The organism is Flavobacterium enshiense DK69 (genome assembly GCF_000498495.1).
Lineage (GTDB): Bacteria > Bacteroidota > Bacteroidia > Flavobacteriales > Flavobacteriaceae > Flavobacterium > Flavobacterium enshiense.
In genome coordinates this window covers 1-15,157 of sequence record NZ_AVCS01000013.1, presented here as the reverse complement: position 1 = coordinate 15,157, position 15,157 = coordinate 1, and the positions used below count along the sequence as shown (strand labels likewise).

The following is a 15,157-nucleotide window of genomic DNA, read 5'->3' as shown; positions in this document are numbered from 1 at the left end:
GTATTAGTGTTAGTTTACAATTTTGTTTTCAAGCATTTTTCCGTCTTCGTCAAAGACCATCAGTCTCATTTTTGAATTGGACAATGTCATGGAAAACGTTTCGTTTTTTTCCAATAAATAACATCTGTATGGTACTTTTTTGGAATAATCTGTTGATTTTAGCAATTCTTCATCGAAATACAATGTTGCCTGAACATTTTTGGAATGGTTGTTCTTATAGCTGAAATTGCCTTTGTTTTCTTTAAATGGAAGGTTGTTGATGATTTTATAATCCGTGGTTTGGTATTTTTTGTCCAAGTCAACGCTTTTTAATAGAGTTACAGATTCCGTTAAATTTGAATAAGAATTTAAATCGGTTTGCGAGAAAGTAATAGTGTTTATTCCATATTTCTCTTTAAAAAGGGCTGCCATCCATTTTTTTTCATTAGAATCAGGTTCTTCCATGATATGTGAAATCCCTGCCAATACTAATACTCTGGCATTACTGTCTTTTGCAAAAGTGGCGTTGTAAAGGTTGTCAGCTTGGCTGGTTTCCCTGTCTTTTACCTTCTCAAAATTCTCATAAGTTACAAAGTGAAAACCCAATTCTTGAGCCGTTCGGATGAGTTCAGCAAAATGTTGTTCACGAGTATAAAAACCACTTTCCATATCTAGCTTGCCACCATTGTTTAAAATGCTGTCCTGTTTTTCAGCCAAGGTTTCCAGTGCAATATAGTTGAAACCTGCTTTTTTTAGATCCGGCAGCAGTTGGGTTACAAGAATTCTGTGGTTCGGATAAAAATGATTTTCATTAAACATGATTATTTTTTCATCCTTTGCAATTTCCAGAATTTCTCTTTCGACATCTTGTAATCCGTTGATGGATTTTTGTTTTATAAGCGCAGCAATTGTGTCATTGGTTTTGTTTGGACTCCATTGTTTTATGAGTTTATTATAAGTGTTGTTTTGCCCTAAAAAAGAAGCAAAAGTAAGCTGCATCTGTAATTTGTTCCAGTTTTCCGCTTTTGTATGAGAAGGATAATTGTTGAATTCGGTTAAGCCTTTCAAAAACTGATTGGATGATTTATTGGAACGGATAATGTCAAAAAGGGATGGGAGTTTTTTTGTGTAATCGGTTCCGGAGGTAATTTTTTTGGATAACTTGTTGAAGTCATCAGCCGGATTATGTTTATCTAAAGGAATTCCTATGAAAGTAAATTTGTGATTATTGATTAAAGTGTCTTTCTGGAAATAATCAGCGCTCTTATTCAGAGTTTTTTTGGAATCAACCAGAATATAGTATTCATAAATTGGGTCTATCCAGGTTTTGCCATAAACCAAGATATTGTCATAGTGAAATTTAGCTGTTTTTAAATGTCTTTTTAAGGAAGATTTGTCTTTGAGGAAATTTACATCCCCATAGGATTCATGCGAAAATTGGAGGTTGTCATTTATTACCCAGTTATCTTCGTTGATGTATTTGTTCGATTCAAAATAAGGGCTGATCGAACTGGAGCAGCTGTTGAGCAAAATTATAACTATAAACAAACTTATTTTTTTCATCGTATAAAAGTACTATTTTTCTTCTAAACTAAATATATTGACGTTTATTGTTTCCTGAAATCAGATGTTAAAACTAGTTTGTATCTTTGCAAACCAGATATATTAGAGAAATGATCGAAATAGGAAAATACAATACGCTTAAAATTGCCCGAGATACTAAAGTTGGTTTATATCTAACTGACGGGACCGATGATGTTTTATTGCCAAACAAATACGTTTCCGAAGATTTTAAAATTGGTGATGAAATTGCCGTTTTTGTATACCTCGATCATGAGGAACGTCCTGTTGCCACTACATTGGAACCGTATATTTTTCTTAATGAATTCGCTTTGCTTAGGGTGAATTACACCAACAAATTCGGAGCCTTCATGAATTGGGGAATGGAAAAGGATTTGTTCGTACCGTTCAAAGAGCAGGCACGTCCGATGGAGCAGGGGAAACGCTATTTGGTCTACATGTATCTGGACGAAAAGACCAAGCGTTTAGTAGGTTCCAGTAAAACCAATCAATTCCTGGACAATAAAAATATTACCGTTAACGTAGGGGATGAGGTTGATTTGATTGTCTCTCATATCACGGAAGTCGGAATCAATGTAATCATCAACGAAAAACATAAAGGACTTTTGTATAAGAACGAAGTTTTCGAAGATTTGCGTACCGGAGACCGAATTGTCGGATTCATTAAAACTATCCGCCCTGACGGTAAAATCGACGTATCCCGCCAGCCTTTCGGTATGGAGCGTATTGATGCTTCTGCTCAGGCCATTCTGGATGAATTGAAAGCCAGCCGCGGTTTTCTTCGTTTAAATGATGATTCACATCCTGAAGATATTAAAACCGTACTTCAAATGAGTAAGAAAACGTTTAAAAAAGCCATCGGAACGCTTTACAAACAAAAACTCATTGATATTAAAGACGACGGGATCTACCTGTTGTAAATCAATTGCTTATTGTTAAAATTGCTTAAAAACTAGTTTCAGTTTGTTTTTATTATTACATTTGTATATACAATTATTGTATAGTAATGAAAAGAGAAGAATTTATTAAAACGATAATAGGAGGAGCGGTTATGGCAACGTTACAACCATTTTATAACTGGACAAAAGAGTTAAGCGAAGAAGATACAAAACTTCCGGTTTTGTTTATTGGTCACGGTTCTCCGATGAACGGAATCGAAGACAATCAGTTTTCGCAAACCTGGAGAGCAATGGGACAGAAAATTGAGAAACCGAAAGCAGTTCTGGTGATTTCCGCCCATTGGTTAACCAGAGGGACTCATATTACTGCTATGAACCAGCCGAAGACGATTCATGATTTCGGAGGCTTTCCGCAGGAACTTTTCGAAGTACAATATCCGGCGCCGGGAAATCCGGAACTGGCCCTGGCAACAAAACAATTAATTACAAAGACTGATGTTGGCTTAGATCACGACTGGGGGTTAGACCACGGGACATGGACCGTAGTTCGTCATATGTATCCCGAAGCGGATATTCCGGTATTGCAGTTAAGTATTGATTATAGTAAACCGGCGGAATATCATTATGAATTGGCAAAACAACTGGCATCGCTTCGCAAAAAAGGGGTTTTGATCATAGGCAGCGGAAATATGGTACATAATCTGAGAATGGTGGCTTGGGATAAGTTGAACGAACCCGAATATGGTTTTGACTGGGCAACTGAAATTAATTCGATTTTCAAAAGTAAAATTGCCGACGGAAATCACAAAGCCTTAATCGATTATGAGACTCTGGACAAAGCGGCAAAATTGGCGATTCCAACTCCAGATCATTATTATCCGATGCTGTATTCTTTAGCGTTACAGGATAAAAAAGATGAAATCAGTTTCTTCAACGATAAAGCCGTTGGTGGTTCGTTGACGATGACTTCAGTAAAAATAGGTTAATTATAAAAAAAAACAGGGAACATTTTTGATCCCTGTTTTTTAATAGTATTTGTTTCCTACTCTGATGATTATTCTGCACCGATATCCTCTTTAAATTTAAAAGGATAATCACCAAAATGAGCAGCCAGTTTTTTGGTCTGATATGTTTTGTGCGTGTATTTGTTTGAAAGCGAAATGATAGTCACATTTTCTTTTCTTAAAGTCACTAAAGAAGAAGTGTTACCGTGCCACCAACCATTGTGAAAGAAATATTTCTGTCCAGTTTCAAATTCCAGCATACGGATTCCAAGTCCGTAATTGCGTTGTCCTTTGGTTTCATAACTGTATCCTTTGAACATTTCGGCTTTCATTTTCTTGCTTAAGAAAGCATCGGAATACGTAGCTGTTTCAAATTTCAGCAAGTCTCTCGGCGTAGAGTAAATATTTTTATCTCCGTATACCTGATCCAAAAACTCAAAGGCTAGTCGTAAATAATTGTTTTTATACGATTGGCTAACCTCGTCTTTCTTTTTTAAATCATCAAAAACAAAAGTGTTTTTCATTCCCAGTGGTTTGAAAATCATTTCGTTCATTGCAGCTGAGTATTTTTTACCTGTTGCCTTTTCAATGATTAATGCCAATAAAGCGTAATTAGTGTTACAGTAGCCAAAACGGGTTCCGGGTCTTGATTCCAATCCGATTGGTTTTGTAGCCAAAAGGTTCAAAACATCCTGATTGGTCAATGTTTGTTTTTTGTTCCAAACGCCTTTGTCATCTGTAAAGTAAGCATAGTTACGTAATCCGCTTCGGTGGTTTAATAACATACGGACAGTTGTTTCCTTGTGAGGGAAACTCGGAAGATAGTTTTTTACACTGTTGTCCAGCTTGATTTTGCCTTCGTCAACCAGTTTTAATACACAAACGGCCGTCAGCGTTTTACTTACCGAAGCAATGTGAATAGGTTTATCAGCGTTAATTTTGTCGCTTTTTTCTTTATAAGCATAACCGCTGTAGTTTTCGTAGATGATCTGTCCGTTTTTGGCAACTAAAAATCCACCACTGAAATCCTTGGGATTGTAGTGTTTGTTGTAGAAGTTTTCTACAAAGGCTCTTTCTTTTTCAGTGTATCTTGAATCCAGTTTTGGAAAGCTGACTTCGTATTTTTCGGCTAAAAGGACAGTGTCGTTTTGATTGTTGCCGTTTTTTCCGTCTTTTCCATTGCAGCTGAAAAATATAAAAAGTGAAAGTATAGGGATATATCTTGAAATCTTCATTGTAATTATTGGTAAAGGGCAAATATAAATAACCCAAGCTATTTACAAAATCCCAAAACGAATTAAATTTGTTAAAAGTCACAATTTGTTAAAAGTCGCAGAAGGGACACTGATTCCGATATAACAAAAAGGCTAACCTTTTGGGTTAGCCTCATTGTTTTATTAAAAATAAATTCTAACAATTGCATCAGCTGAAAAATAGCGCTGAACCTCAATTGTTTTAAAATTTCTTTGTCTTTAAGCAGAGTGTTGAAACTTCATCATCACATTAATCCAACATTCACGTCATTACCTGTGGTTTTATGAAAATGTCTTCTAAAGTCTTTGACTTATTTTTTAGTCAATGTATCTCCCGCCACTTCCACAGGTGCTACTTCGTCAGTTTTAATGCTGTCAGTTGCAACCGAATCTACCTGCTCTTCCATGACTGCTTCAGTTGTTTCCTCAGGTTTAACTTCAGAATCTTTTTTACAACTTGTAAATAATACTACAGATAAAAGAGCGACAAAAATTACAGATTTTTTCAAAGAATAACTTTTTTAATTAATAAATCAGTGAACTAACTTCTTGTGAAAGAAGTACTTAAAATTACGAAATTTATAATTATCTTCTTTAAAAATCAGCTTCTTTTTTTTGCACTTAAACACCTAAATTTTTTGCAGTGTTTTTCTGTAAAGCATCCTTGTGTACCAAGACAGAAATTGCTTTCAATTTCATGTAAGCGACGCTCATATATACGTAACCGCCGTTTGCCACTCGTTTTTCATCCGTTCCCCAGGAGTTTTTTACTTTATAGTATATGTTCCCTTTTTGGTCTTTCATTTTTCCTACGATATGCATCAAATGATCATCGGTAGTAGTTAAATTTTCAAATTCCTGCTGACGGAATTCAGGCGTGATGTTCTTTTCAGGCTTGATTTCGGTTAAAATAGTTTTAGCATCCTCATCACTGGCAGGGATAACAGCTACACCGCTTTTTCCGGAAAAAGTAGGCTCGCTAACGTCGCAATCCAATTCAACCGAATAACCGTTTGCCAAAGCGTTATCAATAGTCGCCATAAATTCATTTAACGGAAGATTGTAAAAACTTCCATTTGAAAAATTGTCCGGAATATTTAAAATGAATGATTTGTAATTAGGAACATGGGTAAACGAAGTAACCGTTACATAATCCTTCGGATTGATTTTTGCCATCGCCATGAAACTTTGCGGCGTGTATTTCTTTCCTTCAAAAGTAAATTCCGACGGGTTTTTTCCGATGTACACATCCAACATCGCATCGATTGCTTTTTTCCAGGTAGTTGAAAGTTTTTTTGCCGGATTATCTACGTAAGTTTTCAGCATACTTTCAATAACGGCAACCATTTCAGTGTGGTTGTGGTTCTCGGACATGCCATTCAAACCGCTGTAAACCGAATTGGGTACCAAACCATAATCCGCTGCCGAATTAATGACATCATGCGCCAATCCGCCTTCGCCAAATTGCGATTTCCCCTGACGCATTACATAATTTTCCGCCTTTTTCGGATAGGTGTTTCGTACCTGATACATTTCCGAAAGATCGATTTTTTTACCCGTAAGACGGATGATTTCCGATTCTAAAAATGAAGTGGTCGAAAAACTCCAGCAGGTTCCTGTTTGTCCCTGACTGATAACCGGTAACGATTCTAAATCGCTAACCGTTTGGAATTCATATTTTTGAGCATTTGCAGTGAAAATCAAACCTAGCAAAGCGGCTGAAACAAATATTTTTTTCATTGTTTTTAATTTTTTGAAAGCGCAATATAATGCAAAAAATGGTTTATTTTTACGTTTTAAATTTGAAAACATGAGTGCAATTAACTGGAAAACAGTAAAAGAATTTGAAGATATAACTTATAAGAAATGCGACGGGGTGGCAAGAATTGCTTTTAATCGCCCGGATATCCGCAATGCGTTCCGACCAAAAACGACGAAAGAACTTTTAGAGGCATTCCACGATGCGCACGAAGATACTTCAATTGGAGTGGTTTTGCTTTCGGCTGAAGGGCCTTCTTCTAAAGACGGAATATGGTCATTCTGTAGCGGTGGTGATCAAAAAGCACGCGGTTACCAAGGGTATGTTGGAGATGATGGTTATCACAGGTTAAACATTCTGGAAGTACAGCGACTGATCCGTTTTATGCCGAAAGTGGTTATTGCTGTTGTTCCGGGATGGGCTGTTGGAGGCGGACACAGTTTACATGTGGTTTGCGATTTAACGTTGGCAAGCAAGGAACACGCAATTTTCAAACAAACAGATGCTGATGTAACGAGTTTCGACGGAGGATACGGTTCGGCTTATCTTGCAAAAATGGTCGGACAGAAAAAAGCCCGTGAAATTTTCTTTTTAGGCAGAAATTATTCTGCTCAGGACGCTTACGAAATGGGAATGGTAAATGCAGTTATTCCTCACGCCGAATTAGAAGATACAGCGTATCAATGGGCGCAGGAAATCCTTGAAAAATCGCCTATTTCTATCAAAATGCTGAAATTTGCCATGAACCTTACCGACGACGGTATGGTAGGTCAGCAGGTTTTCGCCGGTGAAGCTACTCGTTTAGCGTATATGTCGGATGAAGCAATCGAAGGTCGTAATGCATTCCTTGAAAAACGCAAACCTAATTTTGAGAAGAAATACATTCCTTAATAGATAGATAAGGGAGAAAAGAGAAAAAGGAAAAGAGAAAAGAGAAAAAGGAAAAGAAAAAGGAAAAGGAAAAGGAAAAGGAAAAGGAAAAGGAAAAACTTATATACTATCCTGCTTATCCCTTAAAGCTTATCCCTCACAACTCATCCCCTGTGATTTAAAAAAAGATCAAAATTGAATTTTACCAACGAAACCATAAATATCACGGAACTTCCCAAGTTTGAGGAAGTTTCGTTTTTACCGTTGCATAAAGATTATTGGAAAATCATCCTTATTGGTAATTTTATTTTCCTTTCGATGATGAGCCTGGGGCTGGGAATCTTTTTGTTTTTTAATGAAGAAGCCCGGGGATACTGGTATTTGTTTTATGCAGCTGCCTTTCTTTTGTTTTTACTTTCTGTCGGATTCGGAAAACTTAGTTTTAAAAAACGAGGCTTCGCTTTTCGTCAGCATGATGTATTGTATAAAAGCGGAGTAATTGCCGAAACGACAACGATTATTCCTTACAGCCGCGTACAGCACGTTGCTTTGCATGAAGGTTTCATAGCAAGACAGTTCGGACTGACTTCAATACAGATTTTTACAGCCGGAGGAGGTGACAGCGATATCGAAATTCCCGGAATTGAAAAAGACAAAGCGCAAAACATCAAGCAATTACTGATGTCAAAGTTAACCTCTGATATGACTAATACTGATGTTGAGAATGAGTAGTTCCGATTTTACACTTCCCCAACGGCAATCCCTGATTGGTGTTTTGGTAATGTTTGCCGATACACTCCGAAAGATTGTTCGCGGTTTGTGGCCTCTTTTGGTAGTTTGGTTGTTTAAGTTCAACGAAATGAACAAGCTGTATCTGGGCTTGGGGGTTATCGGAGTCGTTTTGGTAGTCGGAATTATTGCTTATCTTCAGTACCTCAATTTTACTTTCCACATCGATGAAGAAAACGACGAATTCATTATTCATGAAGGGGTTTTGAATAAATCGAAAATTGCGATCCAACTGCATAAAATCCAGCAGGTAAACATCAATCAGTCGCTGATTCAAAAAGTTATCGGTGTTCACGCATTGGACATTGATACGGCAGGGAGTTCAAAAAAGGAAGTTTCCATTCGCGCCATTTCCCATGATTTGGCTATTGCTTTGAAAGATAAGTTACTGGCAGAATCAAGAAAGGCTTCACAACACGAACAACCTTTAGATGTTACACAGACAGAAACTGAAAAACCTTTTATAGCTATTAGTTTTTTAAGTCTGGTAAAAATCGGAATCACTTCCAATTATGTTCGCAGTTTCGGTTTATTGCTCGCATTTTTCTTCACGGTATTTGAGAATATCCAGAATCTGGCTCAAAATTCTCATACCATGGATAAAGTAGATGCTGAAATCGAAAACTATATCAATCAGAATATGGCGCTATATTCGGCTATGATTTTAATTGCCGTTGTATTTTTTCTGATTTTGACGATAAACCTGTTTCGTACAGTTATTAGATATTTTGATTTCAAAATGACAAAGCAAAACAATTCGTTGTTGCTTTCATACGGGTTACTGACTACCAAAAGTACAATCATCAAACCTAATAAGGTGCAGATTGTTGCTTTGAGTCAGAACTGGCTGCAAAAGAAAATGGATGTGCTGAACTTCAAAATCAAACAGGCATCGGGAAGTGAATCAGAGAAAGAAAATAAAAAATCAGCTATAGAAATTCCGGGCTGTGATGAGGTTGAAAAAGAAGCTATCCTTAAACTTTTGTTCGGACAGATTCCGGAAAAAGGAGTGAAGCTCAAACCTAATTTCAGAAAATTATTATTTCCGTCCTTCTTTTTGATTATCCTGCCGGTTTCCATAGTTTTTGGATACGGATTTACAACAGACGATAAAGTGTTTGATTATATCTTAATCCTGCCTTTTTATCTGGTTTTTGTTGGATTGCTGCTTTACTTCGGATTCAGGAACTACCGTTTGTTTGTGAATCAACAGTACATTATCAGACAAAGCGGCGCTTGGGATATCGACAACGAAATCATCGAACCTCACAAGATCCAGGCGATAAAAGTCAGTCAGTTTTTCTGGCATAAACGAGCCAATGTCGGAAGTGTCACGATAACTACGGCAGGAGGGGATTTATCCTTTCATCTGGGGAATTATACCAAGATAAAAGAACTGGTTAATATGTGGTTGTATCAGGTGGAAACCACAAAGAAAAACTGGATGTGATGTTGTTTTAAATACACAATAAAGAATTTGAATTATTATAAATGAAAAAATGGATACAAGCCGCAAGGCTGAGAACGTTACCGTTATCGGTTTCGGGAATAATTGTAGGAAGTGCTTATGCTTATTTTCAGGGGTTTGAAAATTCACTGATTATCGTTTTTGCCTTATTAACAACTTTAGGATTTCAGGTGCTTTCCAATTTTGCCAATGATTACGGAGATGGTGTAAAAGGAACAGATAATGAAAATAGGGTAGGGCCACAACGTGCAATTCAAAGCGGAGCCATTTCCGTGGATCAAATGAAAAAGGCAATCATTATTACAGCAGTTTTATCGCTGATTTCAGCTGTGACGCTGATTTACATTTCCTTCGGAAAAGAAAACTTCGGTTATTCGTTGCTTTTTTTCTTCTTGGGGATCGCTTCAATAATCGCAGCCATTAAATATACAGTTGGAAAAGGTGCTTACGGTTACAGTGGGTTCGGCGATGTTTTTGTTTTTATTTTCTTCGGACTGGTAAGTGTTTTGGGTTCTAATTTCCTCTTTACAAAACAGTTTGATTGGATTCTTGTTTTACCGGCTGTTGCTGTAGGTTTACTGAGTGTTGCCGTTTTAAACCTGAACAACATGCGTGACATCGAAAACGACAGAAATTCGGGCAAGAACACAATAGTGGTAAAAATGGGCTTGCAGACTGCGAAATACTATCATTACACAATAGTAGTTATAGCAGTTTTAGCAACTGTTGTTTTTTCTTTTTTGGTGGGAATAAACTATTTCGCCGCTTTATTTATCGCAGTTCTTATGTTCCGACATCTGAAAACGGTTCAGAAGGCAAAAACGTACACCGATTTCGATCCTGAACTGAAAAAAGTCGCCTTGGGAACATTTGCTTTGGCAATTCTCCTTTCATTAACTTTGGTATTCTTCTACTAATCAAAAAAAATAAGATCATGAAAATTACATTTTACGGTCACGCCTGTATTGGAATTGAAGTAAGCGGCAGACACATCTTAGTCGATCCGTTCATCACAGGAAATCCAAAAGCGTCTCATATCGATATCAATACTTTAAAAGCGGATTATATCCTGGTAACGCACGCGCATCAGGATCACGTTCTCGATGTGGAAGCCATTGCAAAAAGAACCAAGGCTACGATCGTTTCCAATTATGAAATCGCTACGCATTTCGGTCACAAAGGTTTGAATTACCACCCGATGAACCACGGCGGAAGCTGGAAATTCGATTTCGGAACCGTAAAATATGTAAACGCTATCCACACTAGTTCTTTTGCCGACGGAAGTTACGGTGGTCAGCCGGGCGGATTCGTAATCGAAGGCGAACACAAAAATATTTACATCGCTGGCGATACGGCTTTAACGATGGACATGAAACTTATCCCGATGCGCACCAAACTTGATTTGGCCATTCTGCCAATCGGAGATAATTTCACTATGAATGTTGATGATGCCATCATCGCTTCCGATTTTCTTGAATGTGATAAGGTTTTAGGATATCATTATGACACATTCGGATTTATCGTAATCAACCACGAGGAAGCTATCAAAAAGTTCTTCGACAAAGGCAAAGACCTGATGCTTTTGGAAATAGGAGCTTCAATAGAATTATAATTTTTAGGAGCGGATGGTCTGTGCTAGTTTGCAGACCATATTCCCGCTTTCCGTTTTACTTCGTGCCACTGCAATCGGGGCTAAAGGAGAAACCATTTTCATATTTGTAAAGTTAATGATTAAAGCAACCTACCAAAAATACCTACTCAATTTCAAACGTCCCTCGGGAACCTCCCGTGGTGTTTTAACCGAAAAAGAAACCTGGTTTATCATTCTGGAAAAGGATGGAAAAAAGGGAATAGGCGAGTGCGGAATTCTGCGAACATTAAGTTGTGACGATCGACCGGATTATGAAGAAAAACTAAAATGGGTTTGCCAGAACATCCATTTGGGAAAAGACAAACTTTGGGAAGCCATGATGGAATTCCCTTCCATTCAATTCGGAATCGAACAGGCTTTTTTGTCGCTGGAGGCTGAAAATCCGTTTTTGTTGTTTCCGTCTGCCTTTACAGAAAGCAAAGAAAGTATTGCTATAAACGGCTTGGTTTGGATGGGCGATGAGGTGTTCATGAAACATCAAATCGACGAAAAATTAGCCGGCGGATTCAAGTGCATAAAACTCAAAATCGGAGCCATAGATTTTCAGAAAGAACTGGATTTATTACGTTTCATCCGAAGTAATTATGATGCCCAAACCATTGAAGTCAGAGTCGATGCGAATGGTGCTTTTTCTTCAGATGACGCTTTAGATAAATTGAATCAGTTGGCTGGGTTTGAATTACATAGCATAGAGCAGCCTATTGCTAAAAATAATACTGACACGATGGCAGAGCTATGCAAATCGACGCCTTTTCCTATCGCCTTGGATGAAGAGTTAATAGGCGTGTTTTCCCTAGAAGAAAAAGAAGCATTACTCAAAAAAATCAAACCACAATACATCATTCTAAAGCCGAGTCTAGTGGGAGGATTCCGTGGTACACAAGAGTGGATTGCCTTAACCGAAAAATATAAAATCGGTTGGTGGATAACTTCGGCTCTGGAAAGCAACATAGGATTAAATGCCATCGCGCAATGGACCTACACCCTCCAAAATCCAATGCCACAGGGCTTAGGAACCGGCGCACTTTATACCAATAATTTTGATTGCCCGCTGGAAGTCAAAAGCGGACAACTCTGGTATGAAAAGCATAAAAATTGGGATACATCAAAATTAAATTTTTAATAGAACCTGAACTTATAAAACTGCGTTATGCAGTTTTTTTTATTCCTTTTATCGAAAACTTAACGTCTTGTTAAGATTCTTACAAAACATAATTCTAAATTAGAGTTCAAATTATCGAATTTTTACTGCAATTGGTTTAAAAGTGCTCAAATACCACAACGGGCACTTAAACCTCTACAAGTTTACCCCATTTATCGATTTTAGGGATCGGACGGATATTTTTGTCGCTATTCCTTGCAAGTCTTACTTACGACTAAACCGTAACAATTTCGTTATGGTCTTAAATAGAGTTTATTGTTTAATAAATACCACAACTATGGAAACATTATTACGTACAAAAGGGTATTGGAGTAGTTTGATATTACTCACGAGTCTGTTGTTTTCGACGCTCACTTTTGGGCAGACCGTAACGCTTGATCAAGCCGATTTGGATTATGCGCCAGGGGAAACAGTTTATATTACTGGAACTGGTTGGCAACCAAATGAAGTAATTAACTTAAGAGTGGATCACCTGACGGAACCCATACCCGATCACGGAACTCCCAACCCCCATCTTCCTTGGACTATTACAGCGGACAACTCTGGCAATTTCAATGCTTCATGGTTTGTTACTCAGTACGAATTAGGAGCATCACTTTTGCTGATCGCCAATGGTATGGAATCCGGTTTTAGTTATGAAGTGTTTTTTACGGATGATGCATCTATTACAGTAGGTGGAGCTGGGGTTTTGCCAGTTTTACAAAGTATTTCAGCTGATAATGCACAAAATGCAGCTACACCAACATTTACAAATGTTGGTAATATTGTATTACGTGAGAATAATAATTCAAGTGGTAATAATGATTTTCAAACCTCTTTTAATCAAATTACTTTAACTGCACCAAGTGGCTGGCAATTCAGAACTACTGCGGGTACTGTTACTGTTAGTGAAACAAGTGGTGGAGCAGATGATATAACTGGGTTTGGTACAGTAAGTTTATCTCCTACAGTTATAACGATACCAGTTACAGTAGGTGGTACTATTAGTAGTGATGAAATTACAATTGTTGGTGTTCAAATCATTTCAACAAATGGAGCAACTCTTCCAAATTCTGGAATTGTTACCTTAGGGTTTACTGGTACAATTGAGACTTTAACATCTCCTGTAAATATTATTTCACTAACACAAACACTTGGGACCGCCTCTAAGTTGGTTTTTACAACCCAACCGGGAGGGGCAACAGCCGGCTCTCCTTTTGCTCAACAGCCAGTAGTAGAAACTCAGGATCAGTTTGGACATCCGGTGACAAGTGGTTTAGGGAACAATAGAGATGTTGTTATTACCAAAACTTCAGGTGATGGAACTTTGTCTGGAACTACATCCTTGAACATAGGTAATAATGGCGGAGGCGGAGACGGAGTGGTAACATATAGTAATTTACAAATAAGCACAGCCGGAATTAAGCAGTTAACGGCTTCAGTAAGTGGTGGTACGCCAGCTTTGGCTTCGGCTGTAAGTGATTTTTTTACTGTGAATCCAATTCCTGTATCTTGTACAACACCTACAATAATTACTGTTAACGCATGTATTGGCGGAGGTGATGTTACATTCATCCAAACCGGTGGAAACACAGGTGGCACATGGTCGGTTAGCGGAGGTGGTTCAATTAATGCGACTAGTGGCTTATTTACTCCATCTACTGCTGGTTGTTTTACCGTAACATATACAACACCCACCGGTGGTTGTAGTGATACAAAGAGTTTTGTAGTCTTCCCTTCGAAGCCATCCGCTCCCGTAGTAACGAATACTTGCAATGCAGCCTTAACGATACCGGCCTTAACGGATGTAGCAGGCTTTACCCGTCAGTATAGTTTTGATAATGGCGGAACTTGGGGGACATTGAATACATCAATCACAACAGTTGGCTGTTATACGATGAAGGCAAGATATGTACTGACGGCAAATTGTGGCGGAACGTTAGCAGGTGCTGAAGCTCCATGTGGAGCATCGGATGCAAGTAATGCATTGATCTATCCGTCGACACCACAAACCCCGATATTATCATCAACAAGTACCTGCGGTGCTGCAATAGCGGTGACCAATTCACCATCATCTGCAACAGGCTTTACGCTTGAGTATAGTTTTGATGGCGGGACAACATGGGGTACCAGCAATTCGTCAGGAACAACGCCAGGCTGTTATACAGTATCGATGCGTTGGAGCAATGATGCATTATGTGGAAGTACGGCTGCAAATACTGGATCATGTACCAGTGGATCAGCAACAGGAATCATTTATCCGTCGACACCACAAACCCCGATATTATCATCAGCAAGTACCTGCGGTGCTGCAATAACGGTGACCAACTCAGCATCATCTGCAACAGGCTTTACGCTTGAGTATAGTTTTGATGGAGGAGCAACATGGGGTACCAGCAATTCATCAGGAACAACTCCGGGCTGCTATACAGTATCGATGCGTTGGAGCAATGATGCGTTATGTGGAAGTACGGCTGCCAATATTGGATCATGTACCAGCGGGTCAGCAACAGGAATCGTTTATCCGTCGACACCACCAACCCCGACATTATCATCAGCAAGCACCTGCGGTGCTGCAATAACGGTGACCAATTCACCATCATCTGCAACAGGCTTTACGCTTGAGTATAGTTTTGATGGCGGAACAACATGGGGTACCAGCAATTCATCAGGAACAACGCCGGGCTGCTATACAGTATCGATGCGTTGGAGCAATGATGCATTATGTGGAAGTACGGCTGCCAATACTGGATCATGTACCAG

At 38.5% G+C, this 15,157-nt stretch carries 13 protein-coding genes; 9 read left to right on the top strand and 4 right to left on the bottom strand.

Going from position 1 to position 15,157, the window contains the following annotated elements:
* Positions 1-9: 9 nt before the first annotated feature.
* Complete coding sequence (locus FEDK69T_RS08900) at positions 10-1,542, bottom strand: radical SAM protein (RefSeq protein ID WP_023573820.1); 1,533 nt, start codon at positions 1,540-1,542, stop codon at positions 10-12.
* 110 nt (positions 1,543-1,652) lie between these two features.
* On the opposite strand from FEDK69T_RS08900, the gene FEDK69T_RS08895 reads away from it, so the two are divergent.
* Together FEDK69T_RS08895 and ygiD are read left to right on the top strand one after the other, a co-directional pair.
* Positions 1,653-2,480, top strand: a complete 828-nt coding sequence (locus FEDK69T_RS08895; RefSeq protein ID WP_023573819.1) for a CvfB family protein — start codon at positions 1,653-1,655, stop codon at positions 2,478-2,480.
* 131 nt (positions 2,481-2,611) lie between these two features.
* Positions 2,612-3,445 carry a 4,5-DOPA-extradiol-dioxygenase gene (gene ygiD / locus FEDK69T_RS08890; RefSeq protein ID WP_205622833.1) on the top strand — a complete coding sequence of 278 codons (834 nt, stop codon included), beginning with the start codon at positions 2,612-2,614 and terminating at the stop codon, positions 3,443-3,445.
* A 68-nt stretch (positions 3,446-3,513) separates the two neighbouring features.
* On the opposite strand, the gene FEDK69T_RS08885 is transcribed toward ygiD, so the two are convergent.
* From FEDK69T_RS08885 to FEDK69T_RS08875, 3 genes are all read right to left on the bottom strand, one after another.
* A complete protein-coding gene (locus tag FEDK69T_RS08885) occupies positions 3,514-4,698 on the bottom strand; it encodes a serine hydrolase domain-containing protein (RefSeq protein WP_023573817.1) in 1,185 nt (394 codons plus the stop codon).
* Positions 4,699-5,027: 329 nt separating this feature from the next.
* Positions 5,028-5,225: a hypothetical protein gene (locus tag FEDK69T_RS08880; protein ID WP_023573816.1), complete on the bottom strand. Its 198-nt coding sequence runs from the start codon at positions 5,223-5,225 to the stop codon at positions 5,028-5,030.
* 112 nt (positions 5,226-5,337) lie between these two features.
* The gene (locus FEDK69T_RS08875; RefSeq protein ID WP_035630586.1) at positions 5,338-6,456 is read right to left on the bottom strand and encodes a C1 family peptidase; all 1,119 of its coding nucleotides are present in this window, start codon (positions 6,454-6,456) and stop codon (positions 5,338-5,340) included.
* Positions 6,457-6,526: 70 nt separating this feature from the next.
* On the opposite strand from FEDK69T_RS08875, the gene FEDK69T_RS08870 reads away from it, so the two are divergent.
* From FEDK69T_RS08870 to FEDK69T_RS08840, 7 genes are all read left to right on the top strand, one after another.
* On the top strand, positions 6,527-7,366 hold the full coding sequence (locus tag FEDK69T_RS08870) for a 1,4-dihydroxy-2-naphthoyl-CoA synthase (RefSeq protein ID WP_023573815.1): 840 nt from the start codon (positions 6,527-6,529) through the stop codon (positions 7,364-7,366).
* 174 nt (positions 7,367-7,540) lie between these two features.
* Positions 7,541-8,077 (top strand): PH domain-containing protein, encoded by a 537-nt coding sequence (locus FEDK69T_RS08865; RefSeq protein ID WP_023573813.1) that lies wholly within the window; start codon positions 7,541-7,543, stop codon positions 8,075-8,077.
* Complete coding sequence (locus FEDK69T_RS08860; RefSeq protein WP_035630588.1) at positions 8,070-9,584, top strand: PH domain-containing protein; 1,515 nt, start codon at positions 8,070-8,072, stop codon at positions 9,582-9,584. Before FEDK69T_RS08865 ends, FEDK69T_RS08860 begins: the two co-directional genes overlap by 8 nt.
* A gap of 41 nt (positions 9,585-9,625) precedes the next feature.
* The gene (gene menA, locus FEDK69T_RS08855; protein WP_023573811.1) at positions 9,626-10,519 is read left to right on the top strand and encodes a 1,4-dihydroxy-2-naphthoate octaprenyltransferase; all 894 of its coding nucleotides are present in this window, start codon (positions 9,626-9,628) and stop codon (positions 10,517-10,519) included.
* 17 nt (positions 10,520-10,536) lie between these two features.
* Positions 10,537-11,214: a metal-dependent hydrolase gene (locus tag FEDK69T_RS08850; RefSeq protein WP_023573810.1), complete on the top strand. Its 678-nt coding sequence runs from the start codon at positions 10,537-10,539 to the stop codon at positions 11,212-11,214.
* A 118-nt stretch (positions 11,215-11,332) separates the two neighbouring features.
* Entirely contained in the window at positions 11,333-12,376 is a 1,044-nt protein-coding gene (locus FEDK69T_RS08845) for an o-succinylbenzoate synthase (protein ID WP_035630636.1), read from the top strand.
* A 316-nt stretch (positions 12,377-12,692) separates the two neighbouring features.
* Positions 12,693-15,157: hypothetical protein (locus tag FEDK69T_RS08840; RefSeq protein WP_155959278.1), on the top strand; the 2,465-nt coding region annotated here is incomplete at its 3' end.

What these genes read in the sequence shown, in the direction of transcription:
- FEDK69T_RS08900 (WP_023573820.1), bottom strand. Translation starts at nt 1,542, where the DNA reads ATGAAAAAAATAAGTTTGTTTATAGTTATAATTTTGCTCAACAGCTGC.
- FEDK69T_RS08895 (WP_023573819.1), top strand. Translation starts at nt 1,653, where the DNA reads ATGATCGAAATAGGAAAATACAATACGCTTAAAATTGCCCGAGATACT.
- ygiD (WP_205622833.1), top strand. Translation starts at nt 2,612, where the DNA reads ATGGCAACGTTACAACCATTTTATAACTGGACAAAAGAGTTAAGCGAA.
- FEDK69T_RS08885 (WP_023573817.1), bottom strand. Translation starts at nt 4,698, where the DNA reads ATGAAGATTTCAAGATATATCCCTATACTTTCACTTTTTATATTTTTC.
- FEDK69T_RS08875 (WP_035630586.1), bottom strand. Translation starts at nt 6,456, where the DNA reads ATGAAAAAAATATTTGTTTCAGCCGCTTTGCTAGGTTTGATTTTCACT.
- FEDK69T_RS08870 (WP_023573815.1), top strand. Translation starts at nt 6,527, where the DNA reads ATGAGTGCAATTAACTGGAAAACAGTAAAAGAATTTGAAGATATAACT.
- FEDK69T_RS08860 (WP_035630588.1), top strand. Translation starts at nt 8,070, where the DNA reads ATGAGTAGTTCCGATTTTACACTTCCCCAACGGCAATCCCTGATTGGT.
- menA (WP_023573811.1), top strand. Translation starts at nt 9,626, where the DNA reads ATGAAAAAATGGATACAAGCCGCAAGGCTGAGAACGTTACCGTTATCG.
- FEDK69T_RS08850 (WP_023573810.1), top strand. Translation starts at nt 10,537, where the DNA reads ATGAAAATTACATTTTACGGTCACGCCTGTATTGGAATTGAAGTAAGC.